The 14,064-nt window shown below is 73.9% G+C and carries 16 protein-coding genes; 3 read left to right on the plus strand and 13 right to left on the minus strand.

Annotated elements, in window-relative coordinates; all coding sequences use genetic code 11:
- Positions 1-40: 40 nt before the first annotated feature.
- The gene (locus ACFY1T_RS03110) at positions 41-1,219 is read left to right on the plus strand and encodes a methyltransferase domain-containing protein (RefSeq protein WP_390786727.1); all 1,179 of its coding nucleotides are present in this window, start codon (positions 41-43) and stop codon (positions 1,217-1,219) included.
- Here ACFY1T_RS03110 and ACFY1T_RS03115 read toward each other — a convergent pair.
- The 5 genes from ACFY1T_RS03115 to tsaB all read right to left on the minus strand — a co-directional run bounded on the left by ACFY1T_RS03115 (position 1,206) and on the right by tsaB (position 4,484).
- The gene (locus ACFY1T_RS03115) at positions 1,206-1,844 is read right to left on the minus strand and encodes a hypothetical protein (protein WP_390786728.1); all 639 of its coding nucleotides are present in this window, start codon (positions 1,842-1,844) and stop codon (positions 1,206-1,208) included. The genes ACFY1T_RS03110 and ACFY1T_RS03115 overlap by 14 nt on opposite strands.
- 67 nt (positions 1,845-1,911) lie before the next feature.
- Positions 1,912-2,184: a hypothetical protein gene (locus ACFY1T_RS03120; protein ID WP_030864357.1), complete on the minus strand. Its 273-nt coding sequence runs from the start codon at positions 2,182-2,184 to the stop codon at positions 1,912-1,914.
- The gene (gene tsaD / locus ACFY1T_RS03125) at positions 2,184-3,296 is read right to left on the minus strand and encodes a tRNA (adenosine(37)-N6)-threonylcarbamoyltransferase complex transferase subunit TsaD (protein WP_390786729.1); all 1,113 of its coding nucleotides are present in this window, start codon (positions 3,294-3,296) and stop codon (positions 2,184-2,186) included. The genes ACFY1T_RS03120 and tsaD overlap by 1 nt, the downstream gene beginning before the upstream one ends.
- Positions 3,289-3,825: a ribosomal protein S18-alanine N-acetyltransferase gene (rimI, locus tag ACFY1T_RS03130; protein ID WP_390786730.1), complete on the minus strand. Its 537-nt coding sequence runs from the start codon at positions 3,823-3,825 to the stop codon at positions 3,289-3,291. Before rimI ends, tsaD begins: the two co-directional genes overlap by 8 nt.
- On the minus strand, positions 3,822-4,484 hold the full coding sequence (gene tsaB / locus ACFY1T_RS03135) for a tRNA (adenosine(37)-N6)-threonylcarbamoyltransferase complex dimerization subunit type 1 TsaB (RefSeq protein WP_030864363.1): 663 nt from the start codon (positions 4,482-4,484) through the stop codon (positions 3,822-3,824). The genes rimI and tsaB overlap by 4 nt, the downstream gene beginning before the upstream one ends.
- A 163-nt stretch (positions 4,485-4,647) precedes the next feature.
- Between tsaB and ACFY1T_RS03140 the strand changes: the two genes are divergently transcribed.
- Positions 4,648-5,205, plus strand: a complete 558-nt coding sequence (locus ACFY1T_RS03140; protein ID WP_390786731.1) for a hypothetical protein — start codon at positions 4,648-4,650, stop codon at positions 5,203-5,205.
- A 114-nt stretch (positions 5,206-5,319) separates the two neighbouring features.
- On the opposite strand, the gene ACFY1T_RS03145 is transcribed toward ACFY1T_RS03140, so the two are convergent.
- The 8 genes from ACFY1T_RS03145 to ACFY1T_RS03180 all read right to left on the minus strand — a co-directional run bounded on the left by ACFY1T_RS03145 (position 5,320) and on the right by ACFY1T_RS03180 (position 12,946).
- Positions 5,320-5,502, minus strand: a complete 183-nt coding sequence (locus ACFY1T_RS03145; protein WP_390786732.1) for a hypothetical protein — start codon at positions 5,500-5,502, stop codon at positions 5,320-5,322.
- 211 nt (positions 5,503-5,713) lie between these two features.
- Complete coding sequence (gene tsaE / locus ACFY1T_RS03150; protein ID WP_384709567.1) at positions 5,714-6,274, minus strand: tRNA (adenosine(37)-N6)-threonylcarbamoyltransferase complex ATPase subunit type 1 TsaE; 561 nt, start codon at positions 6,272-6,274, stop codon at positions 5,714-5,716.
- Positions 6,210-7,409: an alpha/beta fold hydrolase gene (locus ACFY1T_RS03155; protein WP_390786733.1), complete on the minus strand. Its 1,200-nt coding sequence runs from the start codon at positions 7,407-7,409 to the stop codon at positions 6,210-6,212. The genes tsaE and ACFY1T_RS03155 overlap by 65 nt, the downstream gene beginning before the upstream one ends.
- Positions 7,410-7,427: 18 nt before the next feature.
- Positions 7,428-8,564 carry an alanine racemase gene (gene alr / locus ACFY1T_RS03160; protein WP_390786734.1) on the minus strand — a complete coding sequence of 379 codons (1,137 nt, stop codon included), beginning with the start codon at positions 8,562-8,564 and terminating at the stop codon, positions 7,428-7,430.
- A gap of 89 nt (positions 8,565-8,653) precedes the next feature.
- Entirely contained in the window at positions 8,654-10,063 is a 1,410-nt protein-coding gene (locus ACFY1T_RS03165) for an NAD(P)H-hydrate dehydratase (protein ID WP_390786735.1), read from the minus strand.
- A 26-nt stretch (positions 10,064-10,089) separates the two neighbouring features.
- Positions 10,090-10,458, minus strand: coding sequence for a holo-ACP synthase (locus tag ACFY1T_RS03170; RefSeq protein WP_053687981.1), 369 nt, complete (start codon positions 10,456-10,458; stop codon positions 10,090-10,092).
- Between the two features lie 19 nt (positions 10,459-10,477).
- Positions 10,478-12,325 (minus strand): glutamine--fructose-6-phosphate transaminase (isomerizing), encoded by a 1,848-nt coding sequence (glmS, locus tag ACFY1T_RS03175; protein WP_390786736.1) that lies wholly within the window; start codon positions 12,323-12,325, stop codon positions 10,478-10,480.
- 105 nt (positions 12,326-12,430) lie between these two features.
- A complete protein-coding gene (locus tag ACFY1T_RS03180) occupies positions 12,431-12,946 on the minus strand; it encodes a hypothetical protein (RefSeq protein ID WP_390786737.1) in 516 nt (171 codons plus the stop codon).
- Between the two features lie 70 nt (positions 12,947-13,016).
- Here ACFY1T_RS03180 and coaA point away from each other — a divergent pair, with 70 nt between their 5' ends.
- Positions 13,017-14,051 carry a type I pantothenate kinase gene (gene coaA, locus ACFY1T_RS03185; RefSeq protein ID WP_030864396.1) on the plus strand — a complete coding sequence of 345 codons (1,035 nt, stop codon included), beginning with the start codon at positions 13,017-13,019 and terminating at the stop codon, positions 14,049-14,051.
- Positions 14,052-14,064 lie beyond the last annotated feature (13 nt).

Below are 14,064 nucleotides of genomic sequence, written 5' to 3' on the forward strand. Positions count from 1 at the left end.
CACACGCACCCCCGCCGGCCGGGGAACCGACAATGGAGGCGTGACCCCCGAAGACTTCGCCGCGCTCCTCACCCCCGAGGGCAGCGCCCTCCTCGACTCGCTCCGCGACCACGACCCGGCCCGGGAGCTCGCCGTCGCCACCCGGCTGCGCCGCGAGCACCCCGCCGCACTGGTCTCCGCCGCCCTCGGGCAGGCCCGGCTGCGGCAGCGCGCGGTGGCGAAGTTCGGGGCCGAGGACGCCTTCCGGATGTACTTCACGCCCGGTGGCGGCGAGATGGCCACCCGCGCCACGGTGGCCTCGTACCGCGCCGGACGGCTCGCGGACCTCGGCGTGCGCAGCGTCGCGGACCTCTGCTGCGGGATCGGCGGGGACGCCCTCGCCCTGGCCCGGCTCGGCATCCGCGTCCTGGCCGTGGACCGCGACCCGCTGACCGTCGCCGTCGCCCGCGCCAACGCCCGGGCGCTGGGGCTGGCGGAGCTGATCGAGGTCCGCGAGGCGGACGTGACCGACATCGACACCTCCGGGTACGACGCCGTCTTCCTCGACCCGGCCCGGCGAGGGGGCCGCGGCCGGATCTTCGACCCCGAGGGCTACTCGCCGCCGCTGTCGTGGGCCGTGGAGGCCGCGCGCACGGCCAAGTACGCCGCCGTCAAGATCGCCCCCGGGATCCCGCACGAGGCCGTGCCGGCCGAGGCCGAGGCCGAGTGGATCTCGGACCAGGGGGACGTGAAGGAGGCCGTGCTGTGGTTCGGGACCGCGCCCGGCACCGTACGCGCCACCCTGCTGCCGGGACCGCGCACCCTGCACACCGCCGATCCGCTGCCCGATCCCGGGGCCGGGCCGGTCGGCCGCTACCTCTACGAGCCCGACGGCGCCGTGATCCGCGCCCACCTCGTCGCCGAGGTCGCCGAGCAGCTGGGCGGCCGGCTCATCGACCCGACCATCGCGTACGTCACCGCCGACGAGCTGCGCGCGACGCCGTACGCCACCGCGTACGAGATCACCGACGTGCTGCCGTTCGGCCTCAAGAAGCTGAAGGCCCTGCTGCGCGAGCGCGGGGTCGGCATCCTGACCGTCAAGAAGCGCGGGTCGGCCATCGAGCCCGAGGAGCTGCGCAAGAAGGTCAAGCCGCAGGGGCCGAACTCCGCGACCGTCTTCCTGACCCGGGTCGCCGGAGCCCCGTCGATGCTGATCGGCTCGCCCGTCAGCGCGCCGTAGCGCCGCCGGCGCCGCCCCGGAAGGCGCGCACCGCCCACCGGTAGTGCGCGCCGGCCTTGCCGAGGCCCAGCAGGCCGGTGATCCACAGGATCATGCCGAGGCCCATGAAGTACGTGACCTCCCCGTACGTGGTGGCCCCCGGGCGGGCCGAGGCCGCCGTGCCGAAGGTCACGTACAGCCCGAGCGCGCCCAGTGCGAAGGAGGCGAGCAGCCAGGTCAGGCTCAGCCCCGGGGCGCGGACCCGGGCGTCGGCGGCCGGATCGCGGTCCGATTCGGCCCAGGCGCACAGCAGGTGGTGGACCAGCCGGTCCCGCCGGGCGCCGCGGGCGAACCAGAACCCCGCCGGGATCAGCACGCCCGCGCCGAGCAGGCCGAAGATGAGGCCGAAGACGTACGAGAGCGGGTCGCCCGGCGTCTCGAAGGACATCAGGGCCATGGCCACGAAGGACCAGCCGAGCGCGAAGACGGCGGCGACGGCCCAGAGCAGCAGCAGCCGCCCCAGGCCCAGGCTGCGCCGGCCCAGGTCCTTCAGGAAGCGGGCCCGGTCGGCGCGCACGGCGTTCTCGTCCAGCCAGTCGCGCAAGTGGGCCGGAGGCGGTGGAGGCGGCAGGTCACGGCGAGGCATGCTCATGACGATAACGGCAGCGGGCCCCAGCCCCGCTCACGCATCTCTGGAGCACGCCTCGCGCATGTCAGGTTCCGCTGGTCTCCACCGACTCGAACCGCCAGCGGTGCACCGGACGGGTGATCAGATCTGCTGCGGGCTCCGGGAGTTCGGGCAGCTCCGCCGCCACGCCCTCGGCCGCCTCCCACCAGGTGACGACCAGCACCCGGTCCTGCGGGGCGCGCAGCAGCTCGCGGCGGACCGGCTCGCGCTCCAGCACCTGCGAACGGGCCCACTCCAGCAGCTCGTTGCCCCGCCCGGTGGCGGCCCGGGCCTCCCACATCAGTGCGACGGTGCTCATCAGTAGAGGTTGTCCTTGCTCAACTCGTGCACGTGGTCGTGGTCGTGGGAGTGTGCGTGCGCGGGGGCGGAGCCCGGCACGTGCGGGTCCGTCACCGGCAGCGAGGAGTCCGCCGACAGGTCCCAGTCCGAGGCCGGCCGGTTCCGCTTGACCATCTCCGCGCCCAGTGCCGCCACCATCGCGCCGTTGTCCGTGCACAGCTTCGGCCGCGGCACCCGCAGGATGATCCCCGCGTCGTCGCAGCGCTCCTGCGCCAGCGAGCGCAGCCGGGAGTTGGCCGCCACACCGCCGCCGATCATCAGGTGGTCGACGCCCTCGTCCTTGCATGCACGGATCGCCTTGCGGGTCAGCACGTCCACCACGGCCTCCTGGAAGGACGCCGCCACATCGCGCACCGGCACCTCCTCGCCGGCGTTCCGCTTCGCCTCGATCCAGCGGGCGACCGCCGTCTTGAGCCCGGAGAAGGAGAAGTCGTACGCCGCGTCGCGCGGCCCCGTCAGCCCGCGCGGGAAGTTGATCGCCTTCGGGTCGCCCTCGCGGGCGAGCCGGTCGATGACCGGTCCGCCGGGGAAGCCCAGCTGCAGCACGCGCGCGATCTTGTCGAAGGCCTCGCCCGCCGCGTCGTCGATGGTCGCGCCCAGCGGCCGTACGTCGGAGGTGATGTCCGGGGCGAGCAGCAGCGAGGAGTGGCCGCCGGACACCAGCAGCGCCATGGTGGGCTCCGGCAGCGGCCCGTGCTCCAGCTGGTCCACGCAGATGTGCGAGGCCAGGTGGTTCACCCCGTACAGCGGCTTGCCGAGCGCGTACGCGTACGCCTTGGCCGCCGAGACGCCCACCAGCAGGGCTCCCGCGAGGCCGGGACCCGCGGTGACGGCGATGCCGTCGAGGTCGCGGGCGCTGACCCCGGCCTCCTTCAGGGCGCGCTCGATGGTCGGGACCATCGCCTCCAGGTGCGCCCGGGAGGCCACCTCGGGCACGACGCCGCCGAAGCGGGCGTGCTCGTCGACGCTGGAGGCGATCGCGTCGGCCAGCAGGGTGGTGCCGCGGACCACGCCGACGCCGGTCTCGTCGCAGGAGGTCTCGATGCCGAGGACGAGCGGTTCGTCAGCCATTGCTCTCAGTGCTTTCAGTCGTCGCTTGTGCGGGGTCGGTCAGGCGCATCACGAGGGCGTCCACGTTGCCGGGCTGGTAGTAGCCCCGCCGGAAGCCGATCGGCTCGAAGCCGAAGCGCTCGTAGAGCTTCTGGGCACGGGTGTTGTCCACCCGCACCTCCAGCAGCACCTCGGCGCACTCGAAGGCGGTGGCGGCGCGCAGCAGGTCGGTGAGGAGCCGGGCGCCGAGCCCGGTCCCCCACTGGTCGCGCGCGGCCGCGATGGTCTGTACGTCGGCCAGGTCGCCGGCGGCGGCCAGTCCGGCGTAGCCGACGAGGCGGCCCGGCCCGCCCGCGGCGGAGCCGCCGTCGGGCGGGATTTCGGCGACCACGTAGCGGCGAGTGGCGTGCGGGCCGCGGGCGTGGGCGAGCTCGGACCAGAACATGCCCGCGGACCAGGCGTCCTCGGGGAACAGCTCGTGTTCCAGCTCCAGCACCGGCTCGATGTCCCACCAGCGCATCTCGCGCAGTACCGCTGTCGGTGCCGTCACTGCGGGGTGACCACCTTGTAGTTCTTGGGCACCTGCGCGTCGGGCCGGCGCAGGTAGAGCGGGGTCGCTGGCAGGAACTCCGCCCCGGCGGCGAGCCGCTCGGCGGCCAGGGCCGCGAGCGCGGCCGCCGACTGGTGCTCGGGCTCGCGGGCGTCCGGGAAGACCTCGGGGTACAGGCGCGCGCCCTGGCCCACCGCGGGCACGCCCGCGACCCGCTCGGCGATGTCGGCCGGCCGGTCGACGGCGGGCTCGCCGACGCGCGTGCGCGGGTCCTCGTACCGGGCCCAGTAGACCTCCTTGCGCCGCGCGTCGGTGGCGACGGTGAAGGGGCCCTCGATCCCGGCGGCGCCCGCGGCGTACGCGAGCCCGTCGAGGGTGCACAGGCCGTGCACGGGGATGCCGAGCACGGTGGCGAAGGTGGAGGCGGTGACGAGTCCGACGCGCAGCCCGGTGTAGGGGCCGGGGCCGACGCCGACGACGATGCCCGTGAGGGCTTCGAGCTTCAGCCCGGCCTCCGCGAGGACCTTGTCGACGGAGGGCAGCAGGAGCTCCCCGTGGCGGCGGGCGTCGACCTGGTTCGACTCGGCGAGGACGGACTCGCCGTCGTGCAGGGCGACGGTGACGGCGGGCGTGGCGGTATCTACAGCGAGCAAGAGCACGCGAACAGCCTACGACTCCGGGGGCCCGGGCCCTCGCGGCCGGTCGCGGGGCACCCCGGCTGCTACCTTCGACCCAGGTATCGGCCGAGCTACGGGCCAGGGCGCGCAGGCGCTGCCCGGCAGGCGCTCCGGCCAAGGGGAAGCACGGGAGAGGTGGAGCAAGGTGGCACGCAGCAGCTCGGGAATCGTGGCCGGGCTCACCGTGGTGGCGATCGCCGCCGTCGGCTTCCTCGGTTACCAGGCCTCGGCGACCGCGCCCGCGCATCCCCCGAAGGCTTCGGCCCAGCAGCCCGCGGCCCCCTCCCCCGCCGCTTCCGCGCACGCGGCCGACCCGGCGAAGCCGGTGGCCGTGCCGGCCGAATCGGGCACCGGTGCGCGCGTCGTGTACTCGGTGGGCCAGAAGCGGGTGTGGCTGGTCGGCGAGAGCGGGGAGCCGAAGTCGTTCGCGGTCAAGCCCAGCACGGCGCACCCGAAGCCGGGCACGTACCTGGTGAACTCGCGCTCGGGCGCCGTCACCGGCTCGGACGGGGTGCCGATCGAGCACGTCGTGCGGTTCGCGACGGCGGACGGGGTCGTCGTCGGGTTCAGCGCCCGGGTGGACGGCCAGATGCCGGAGCCGGACCAGAGCAAGAAGACCGGCGGCATCCGGATGGCGCGGACCGACGGCGATGCCATGTGGGGCTTCGCGACGATCAACTCGAAGGTCGTCGTCGTCCCCTGACCGACTGACCGACCGGGCCGGTGGAGCCGGTCGAGCCGGTCGGCCCGACCGACACCGCGGATTCACCCGTACGGGCTACCGCGCCGGGCAGGGCCCCATCGGCGCGCAGGTCTCTCAGGCCGCCTCGGACTCCGGGGCGGCCTGTTCGCGTACGGCCGACGGGTCGGCCTCGGGTGCCTCCGGGACCTCCCGCACGGGAGGCGTCGAGACGGCGGTGGCGGCCGCGCCCGCGGCGAGCAGCGCCCCCATGGACACGACGGACGGGCGGGGGTCGCGCTGCACTCCTGCTGCGGACATGGCTCCTCCTGGCTCGGGCCGGCCCGTACTTAGGTAAACCTAACCAGCCTCTGTACCATGTGACCACGCCGGACTCCATCGGCGCAATATCTTGCCGACGAGTTGTCGGTACGTTTTCCGGGACAGCGGGTCCGGGCATCAGCTCCGGCCCGCGGCTCCGGGCCCGTGACTCCGGCCCGCGGCTCCGGGCCCGCCGCTCCGATCCGGCGGGCTACAGCGCCGCCAGCGCGCCGGGCGCCGACCAGCGCGCCCCGATCCCGCGCACCGAGACCTCACGTACGTCGTCCAGGACCTCCTCGTGGCCGACCGCCCGCGCGATCACCACGTGCAGCCGGTCGTCGGAGAGCTCCTCGACCTTGCCGTCGCCCCATTCCACGACGACCACGGACTCGGGCAGCGAGACGTCGAGGTCCAGGTCCTCCATCTCGTCCAGGCCGCCGCCGAGCCGGTACGCGTCCACGTGGACCAGGGCCGGGCCGCCGCGCAGCGAGGGGTGGACCCGGGCGATCACGAAGGTCGGCGAGGTCACGGCGCCCCGTACGCCCAGCCCCTCGCCCAGGCCCCGGGTCAGCGTGGTCTTGCCCGCGCCGAGCTCCCCGGTCAGCAGGACGAGGTCGCCCGGGCGGAGCAGGCCGGCGAGGGTACGGCCCAGCTCCTGCATGGCCTCGGGCGAGCCGACGGTGATGCGCGCCTCGGCGGCGGCCGCCTCAGTTCCCTGCTGCGGTGCCTGACGGTGCGCCGCTCGTGGCGCTTCCAGCGGTACTTCTTCCATGCCCGCCAACGTTAGTCGCTGCGGGCACCGCACCCGTGCGCGCCAGCAGGTCCGTCAGCAGCCCGGTCACGGTGTCGGGGTATTCGAGCATCATCAGGTGCCCGGCGGACTCCAGGACCACGAGCTCCGCGGCCGGCAGCGCGTCCTTGATGGCCTGGCTGTGCGCGGCCGGGGTGACCATGTCGCGGTCGCCGGCGATGACGGTGACGGGGATGTCGGCGAACCGCTGCAGGGCGGCGCTCTTGTCGTGGATCTGGAAGGCCGGATAGAACTCGGCGACCACGTCGATCGGGGTGGCCTCGATGAGCCGCTCGGCGAAGCGCGCGACCCCCGGGTCCACCTCGCGGGGAGCCCCGAACGAGTACATCTTGATCATGCCCGCGAAGAGGTCGGCGGTGGCCCGGCGGCCCTTCTCGACGAGCTCCACCTGCGAGCCGAGCGCCTTGAGCACCGGCGGCAGGATGCGGCGTACGGCGCCCATGCCGACCGAGGGCAGCCCGTACGTCACCTGGTCGAGGTGGCCGCTGGAGGTGCCGACCAGGGCCACGCCGATCACCCGGTCGCGGATCAGCTCGGGGAACTGCTCGGCCAGCGCCATGATCGTCATGCCGCCCATCGAGTGGCCCACGAGGACCAGCGGTCCCTCGGGCGCGGCGGCGTCGATGACGGTCTTCAGGTCCCGGCCGAGCTGGTCGATGGTCACGCGCTCGCCGTCGGCCTGGGCGAAGCCGCGCGCGCTGCGGCCGTGGCTGCGCTGGTCCCAGTACACGGTGCGGACCAGTCCGCGCAGGGCGGAGCGCTGGAAGTGCCAGGAGTCCTGGGCGAGGCAGTAGCCGTGGCAGAACACGACGGTCGGCGCGGCCGGGTCCTTGCGGCGCAGCCGGCCCCGCTTCTTGGGGCCCTCGGGCGGCTCGTCGACCTCGTAGTAGAGCTCGGTGCCGTCCTCGGCGTAGCAGGCTCCCGGCGTCCCGCGCAGGGAGCCGAAGTCGCCGGTGGCGTCCAGCGCGAGACGCGCCTTGCGGCGCATGCCGCGCCCGACCGTGATCCGTTCGACCGCGACCCCGGCCGCCGCGCCAGCGGCTATCACGCCGATCGCGGCGCCGGCCCAGCCCGCCTTGCGCCAGTTCTCGCTCACGCCGTCCTCACTCAGCCGTCAGCCGCCCAGGTAGACCCGGGGCACGCGTGCCCCGATACGCGTGACGATCTCATAGGCGATCGTGTGTGCCGCTTGAGCCCAGTCCTCGGCGGTGGGCTCGCCGTGCTCGCCGGTGCCGAAGAGGACGGCCTCGTCCCCGGCGCGCACCAGGTCGGCGCCCAGATCGACGACGAACTGGTCCATGGCCACGCGGCCGGCGACGCGGCGGATCCTGCCGCCGACGGAGACGGGGCCCCTGCCGGAGGCGTGCCGGGGGATGCCGTCGGCGTACCCGGCGGGAATGAGGGCCAGGTTCGTCTCGGCCTCGGTGACGTAGTGGTGCCCGTAGCTCACGCCGTGGCCGGCGGGCACGGTCTTGACCAGCGCCACCGAGGCCTTGAGGGTCATGGCGGGGCGCAGGCCCAGCTCCGCGGCGGTGCCGAGCTCGGGGGCCGGGGAGACCCCGTAGACGGCGAGGCCGCAGCGCACGAGGTCGAAGTGGCTCTCGGGCAGGGTCAGGGTCGCGGGCGAGTTGGCGATGTGCCGGACCTCGGGCTCCACGCCCTCCTTCTCGGCGTACGCCAGCATCTCGCGGAAGGACGCCAGCTGGAGCGGGATGGAGGGGTGGCCCGGCTCGTCGGCGCAGGCGAAGTGCGACCAGAGTCCGGTGATCTTGACGGTGCCCTCGGCCTGGGCGGCGACGGCCGCGCCGACGAGCTCGGCCCATTCCGCGGGCTGGCAGCCGCCGCGGCCGAGGCCGGTGTCGGCCTTGAGCTGGACCCTGGCGGTGCGGCCGGCGGCGAGGGCCGCCTTGCGCGCTTCGTCGAGGGCCCAGACGGCGCTGACGGAGATGTCCACATCGGCTTCGACGGCCGCCTGCCAGGGCCCGCCGGGGGTCCACAGCCAGCACAGGATCGGTCCGGCGATCCCGGCGGCGCGCAGGGCGAGCGCCTCCTTGGGGGTGGCGGTTCCGAGCCAGGTGGCACCGGCGTCCTGGGCCGCGCGGGCGCAGCGGACGGCGCCGTGGCCATAGGCGTCCGCCTTGACGACGGCCATCAGCTCGGCCCGGGGTGCCCGCGCGCGCAGGGCGCGTACGTTCGCCCGTACGGCGTCAAGATCGATCTCGGCGTACACGCGCGTCGGTGTCTCGTTCATCGCCCCCAGTCTCTCAGAGCGAGGCCGTGGCCTGCGCGACCGCCGTTCATACGGCGACATATTGGATGTTTTTCACCCCTGATGACGTATCAAGGGCGGTCGGCCTCCTCGCGGATGTCGCGCCAGGCCTCCGGCAGGGACTCCGCGATCCGCTGGGCGAGGAGCGGGGCTCCGCCGGCGGCCCGGCGCCCCGCCAGGCCGTGCACGTACGCCGCCACCGACGCGGCGTCCGAGGCCGCCAGGCCCGAGGCGAGCAGGGATCCCGCCAGCCCCGAAAGGACGTCGCCGCTGCCCGCGGTGGCCAGCCACGGGGTCCCCGTCGGGTTGACCCGGACCGGGCCGCCCCCCGGGTGCGCCACCAGCGTCGTCGACCCCTTCAGCAGGGCCGTCGCCCCGTACCGCGCCGCGAGGGACCGTACGGAGGACAGCCGGCCCGACTCCACCGCCGCCCGGTCCGTCCCCAGCAGCGCCGCCGCCTCCCCGGCGTGCGGGGTCAGCAGGGTCCCGGCCGGCCGGGCCCGCAGCACCGCCGGGTCCAGCCCGCGCAGCCCGTCCGCGTCCACCAGCACCGGCACCGGGTCTGCCAGGGCCTCGGCGACCTCCGCCGCCCGGCCCTCGCCCAGCCCCGGACCGACCACCCACGCCTGCACCCGGCCCCGCCCGATCAGCGTCTCCGGGTAGCGCGCCAGCACCGCGTCCGCCGCCGGGCCGACGTACCGCACGGCTCCCGCGCCGCCGTGCAGCGCCCCCGCGACGGCGAGCACCGCCGCGCCCGGGTACTGCACCGACCCGGCGACGATGCCGACCACGCCCCGCCGGTACTTGTCGCTCGACGCCGTCGGAGCCGGCAGCAGCGCCGCCACGTCGGCGTGCTGGAGGGCCTCGGCGTCCGGGTCCGGCAGCGACAGCCCGATGTCCACCAGGCGCAGCGCGCCGGTGCGCGAGGCCCCCGGGTCGACGAGCAGTCCCGGCTTGTACGCCCCGAAGGTCACCGTGACATCGGCGCGGACGGCGGCTCCGGCCACCTCGCCGGTGTCCGCGTCGACCCCGCTCGGGAGGTCCACCGCGACGACGACGGCGCCGTCCGGGATCCGCTCCACCAGCGCCGCCGCGGCCGGCCGGAGCCCGCCGCGGCCGCCGATGCCGACGAGCCCGTCCAGTACGAGGTCCGCCCGGCCGGGGACGGCCCGCGCGAGCCGGCCCCCGGCGGCCAGCAGGGCGGCCAGCCCGCCCGCGTGCACCCGCTCGGGATCCATCGGGACGGCCGTCACCCCGGCGCCGCGCCGGGCCAGGCGGGCGCCCGCGTACAGCGCGTCGCCGCCGTTGTCCCCGGGGCCGACGAGCAGCACGACGCGCGCGCCGTACACGCGGCGCAGCAGTCCCGCGCAGACGGCGGCCAGCCCGGCCGCCGCCCGCTGCATCAGGGCGCCTTCGGGCAGCCGGGCCATCAGCTCGCGCTCGGCGGCCCGCACGGTCTCCACGCTGTAAGCAGTACGCATGGGACCAGCCTGCCCGAAAAGGCGGCTCAGCCCTCGGCGATCACCACGGCCGAGGCGATGCCCGCGTCGTGGCTCAGGGAGATGTGCCAGGACTTCACGCCCAGTGCCACCGCCCTGGCCTCGACCGTCCCGGACACCCGAACCCGCGGCTGCCCGGTCTCCTCGACGTACACCTCGGCGTCGGTCCAGAGCATCCCGCCGGGCGCGCCGAGCGCCTTGGCGAGGGCCTCCTTGGCGGCGAACCGGGCGGCGAGCGAGGCGATGCCGCGCCGCTCGCCGCTCGGCAGCGTCAGCTCGGAGTCGACGAACAGCCGCTGCGCCAGTTGCGGCGTCCGGGCCAGCGACTCACCGAACCGCTCGATCTCGGCAACGTCGATCCCCACTCCGATGATCACGGGCGCCAACTCGCTTCTCTCACTCCACCGTCACGGACTTTGCGAGGTTACGCGGCTGGTCCACCTCGTTGCCCCGCGCGGTCGCCAGCTCGCAGGCGAAGACCTGCAGCGGCACCGTCGCCACCAGGGGCTGGAGCAGCGTCGGCGTCGCCGGGATCCGGATCAGGTGGTCGGCGTACGGGACGACCGCGTCGTCGCCCTCCTCCGCGATGACGATGGTCCGCGCCCCGCGCGCCCGGATCTCCTGGATGTTCGACACGATCTTGTCGTGCAGCACGGAGCGTCCGCGCGGCGACGGCACGACCACCACCACCGGCAGGTCCTTCTCGATCAGGGCGATCGGGCCGTGCTTGAGCTCGCCCGCGGCGAAGCCCTCGGCGTGCATGTACGCCAGCTCCTTGAGCTTGAGCGCGCCCTCCAGCGCCACCGGGTAGCCGACGTGCCGGCCCAGGAACAGCACGGTGTTCTTGTCCGCCAGGGAGCGCGCCAGCGCCCGGACCGGCTCCATCGTCTCCAGTACGGTGTCCACGGCCCCGGCGATGTCGGACAGTTCGCGGATCACCGCCTCGATCTCGTCGCCCCACTTCGTACCCCGCACCTGCCCCAGGTACAGCGCGACCAGATAGCAGGCCACCAGCTGCGTCAGGAACGCCTTGGTCGAGGCGACGGCCACCTCCGGACCGGCGTGCGTGTACAGCACCGCGTCCGATTCGCGCGGGATCGTCGACCCGTTCGTGTTGCAGATGGCCAGCACCTTGGCGCCCTGCTCGCGCGCGTGGCGCAGCGCCATCAGGGTGTCCATGGTCTCGCCGCTCTGCGAGATCGCGACCACCAGCGTCCGCTGGTCCAGGATCGGATCGCGGTAGCGGAACTCGCTCGCCAGCTCCGTCTCGCACGGGATGCGGGTCCAGTGCTCGATGGCCAGCTTCGCGATCATGCCCGCGTGGTAGGCCGTACCGCAGGCCACGATCACGACCTTGTCGACCTCCCTGAGCACCGAGACGGGGATGCGCACCTCGTCCAGGCTCAGCGTGCCGCTCCCGTCGATCCTGCCCAGGAGGGTGTCGGCGACGGCCTTCGGCTGCTCGGCGATCTCCTTGAGCATGAAGTAGTCGTACCCCCCCTTCTCGGCCGCCGAGGCGTCCCAGTCCACGTGGTACGCCCGCACCGACGCGGGCGCACCCGCGAAGTCGGTGACCGTGACCCCGTCGCGGCGGAGCTCGACGACCTGGTCCTGCCCCAGCTCGATCGCGGACCGGGTGTGGGCGATGAACGCGGCCACGTCCGAGGCGAGGAAGTTCTCGCCCTCGCCGACGCCCACCACCAGAGGGGAGTTCCGGCGGGCCCCGACCACCACGTCCGGGGCGTCGGCGTGCACCGCGACCAGGGTGAACGCACCCTCCAGCCGCCGGCACACCTGCCGCATGGCCTCCGCGAGGTCCCCGCCGGCCCCGAAGCGCTCGGCCAGCAGGTGGGCGACGACCTCGGTGTCCGTCTCCGACTCCAGCCGGTGCCCGCGCTCGGCCAGTTCGGCGCGCAGCTCGGCGAAGTTCTCGATGATGCCGTTGTGTACGACGGCCACCTTGCCCGCGTTGTCGAGGTGCGGGTGGGCGTTGACGTCGGTGGGCCCGCCGTGGGTGGCCCAGCGGGTGTGCCCGAGTCCCGTGGAACCGGCCGGCAGCGGATGCCCGACCAGCTCCTTCTCCAGATTGACCAGCTTTCCGGCCTTCTTGGCGCAGACCAGCCCCCCGTCCGCGAGCACGGCGACGCCCGCCGAGTCGTAGCCGCGGTACTCCAGCCGCTTGAGTCCGGCGATGACCACATCGAGCGCCGACTGCGCTCCCACGTAACCCACAATTCCGCACATACGGCGCAGCGTACGCGGATGTCGGCTCCGTGCCCCGTACCTGAACAAGACGAAAAACCCGCCCCGGCGAATGCGCCGGAGCGGGTTGACGCCTGTTTCGAACGGTCAGCCGAGCTTCTTGGCCTGGATCTCGACGACGGCCTTCGGCTGCTCGGCGGAGCCGCTCGGGCTCACGGCCGAGAAGGTGGCGATGATGTTGCCCTTGCGCACGACCACGAGCTCCGTGGAAGCCCTCTCGCCGTCCACGTCGGCCAGCGCGGTGTAGGCGAGCGCCTCGTCGCCCGCGGTGACCGGGGCGCCCGGGACCACCTTGGAGATCTTGAGGGAGTCGCCGGACTCGCTGCCCGTGTAACCGCCGGCGCAGGCCGTGGCCGCGGCCTTGACGGAGGCGAAGGCCGCGTCGGCGCCGGCCGCCGCCGCGAGTTCGGCCGGGGTGGCCGCGCGGACCGCGTGGGTCGGCAGCTCGGCCTGCGTCACCAGGAGCGCGGCCAGCTCGGCGTCGGTCTTCGCCTTCGCCGCCGCGCCGGAGGGGGGCGGCGTGGCGCCGCCCCCCTTGTCGTCCGCCTTGCCGGAACCGCAGGCGGTGGACAGCAGCGCCAGGGACACCGCGGAAACGATCACCGCCCGCGGTCGTCCGCCACGTGACCGACCCCACCACCCACAACCGCCCCCGAGCCACGACAATGGCCCTGTGATCACTTCGCCGCCACGAAGCACGCAGCCGGACAGCGCGACGGAGCGCCCCGGACGTCCCGAGCGACCCCACCGCCGGGCCGAGGTCTCCCCGTACGTCGACCTCACCCGCGACGAGTGGAGCGCTCTGCGCGAGCGGACCCCGCTCCCCCTCACGGCCGAGGAGGTCGAGCGGCTGCGCGGCCTCGGCGACGTCATCGACCTCGACGAGGTCCGGGACGTCTACCTGCCGCTCTCCCGCCTCCTCAACCTCTACGTCGGCGCCACGAGCAACCTCCGCGGCACCCTCAACACCTTCCTCGGCGACGCCGGCAACGGCCACGGCGCCCAGCAGGGCACGCCCTTCGTCATAGGGGTCGCCGGCTCCGTCGCCGTCGGCAAGTCCACCGTGGCCCGCCTGCTCCAGGCCCTGCTCGCCCGCTGGCCCGAGCACCCCCGTGTCGAGCTGGTCACCACCGACGGCTTCCTCTACCCCATGAAGGAGCTCCAGCGCCGCGGGCTAACCTCCCGCAAGGGCTTCCCGGAGTCGTACGACCGGCGCGCGCTCACCCGCTTCGTCGCGGACATCAAGGCGGGCAAGGACGAGGTCAGCGCCCCGGTCTACTCGCACCTGATCTACGACATCGTCCCCGGCGAGCAGCTCGTCGTACGCCGCCCGGACATCCTGATCGTCGAGGGGCTCAACGTCCTGCAGCCGGCCCTGCCCGGCACGGACGGCCGTACGCGCGTCGCGCTCGCCGACTACTTCGACTTCAGCGTGTACGTGGACGCCCGGCCCGAGGACATCGAGCGCTGGTACCTCAACCGGTTCCGGAAGCTGCGCGAGACCGCGTTCCAGAACCCGTTCTCCTACTTCCGCAAGTACACCCAGGTCTCCGAGGAGGAGGCCATGGAGTACGCGCAGACCATGTGGCGCACGATCAACAAGCCCAACCTCCTGGAGAACGTCGCCCCGACCCGCGGCCGTGCCACGCTCGTCGTCCGCAAGGGCCCGGACCACAAGGTCCAGAAACTCAGCCTCCGCAAGCTCTGATCCCCCGGCGGCT

It is taken from the genome of Streptomyces sp. NPDC001194 (genome assembly GCF_042896985.1).
Taxonomy (GTDB): domain Bacteria; phylum Actinomycetota; class Actinomycetes; order Streptomycetales; family Streptomycetaceae; genus Streptomyces.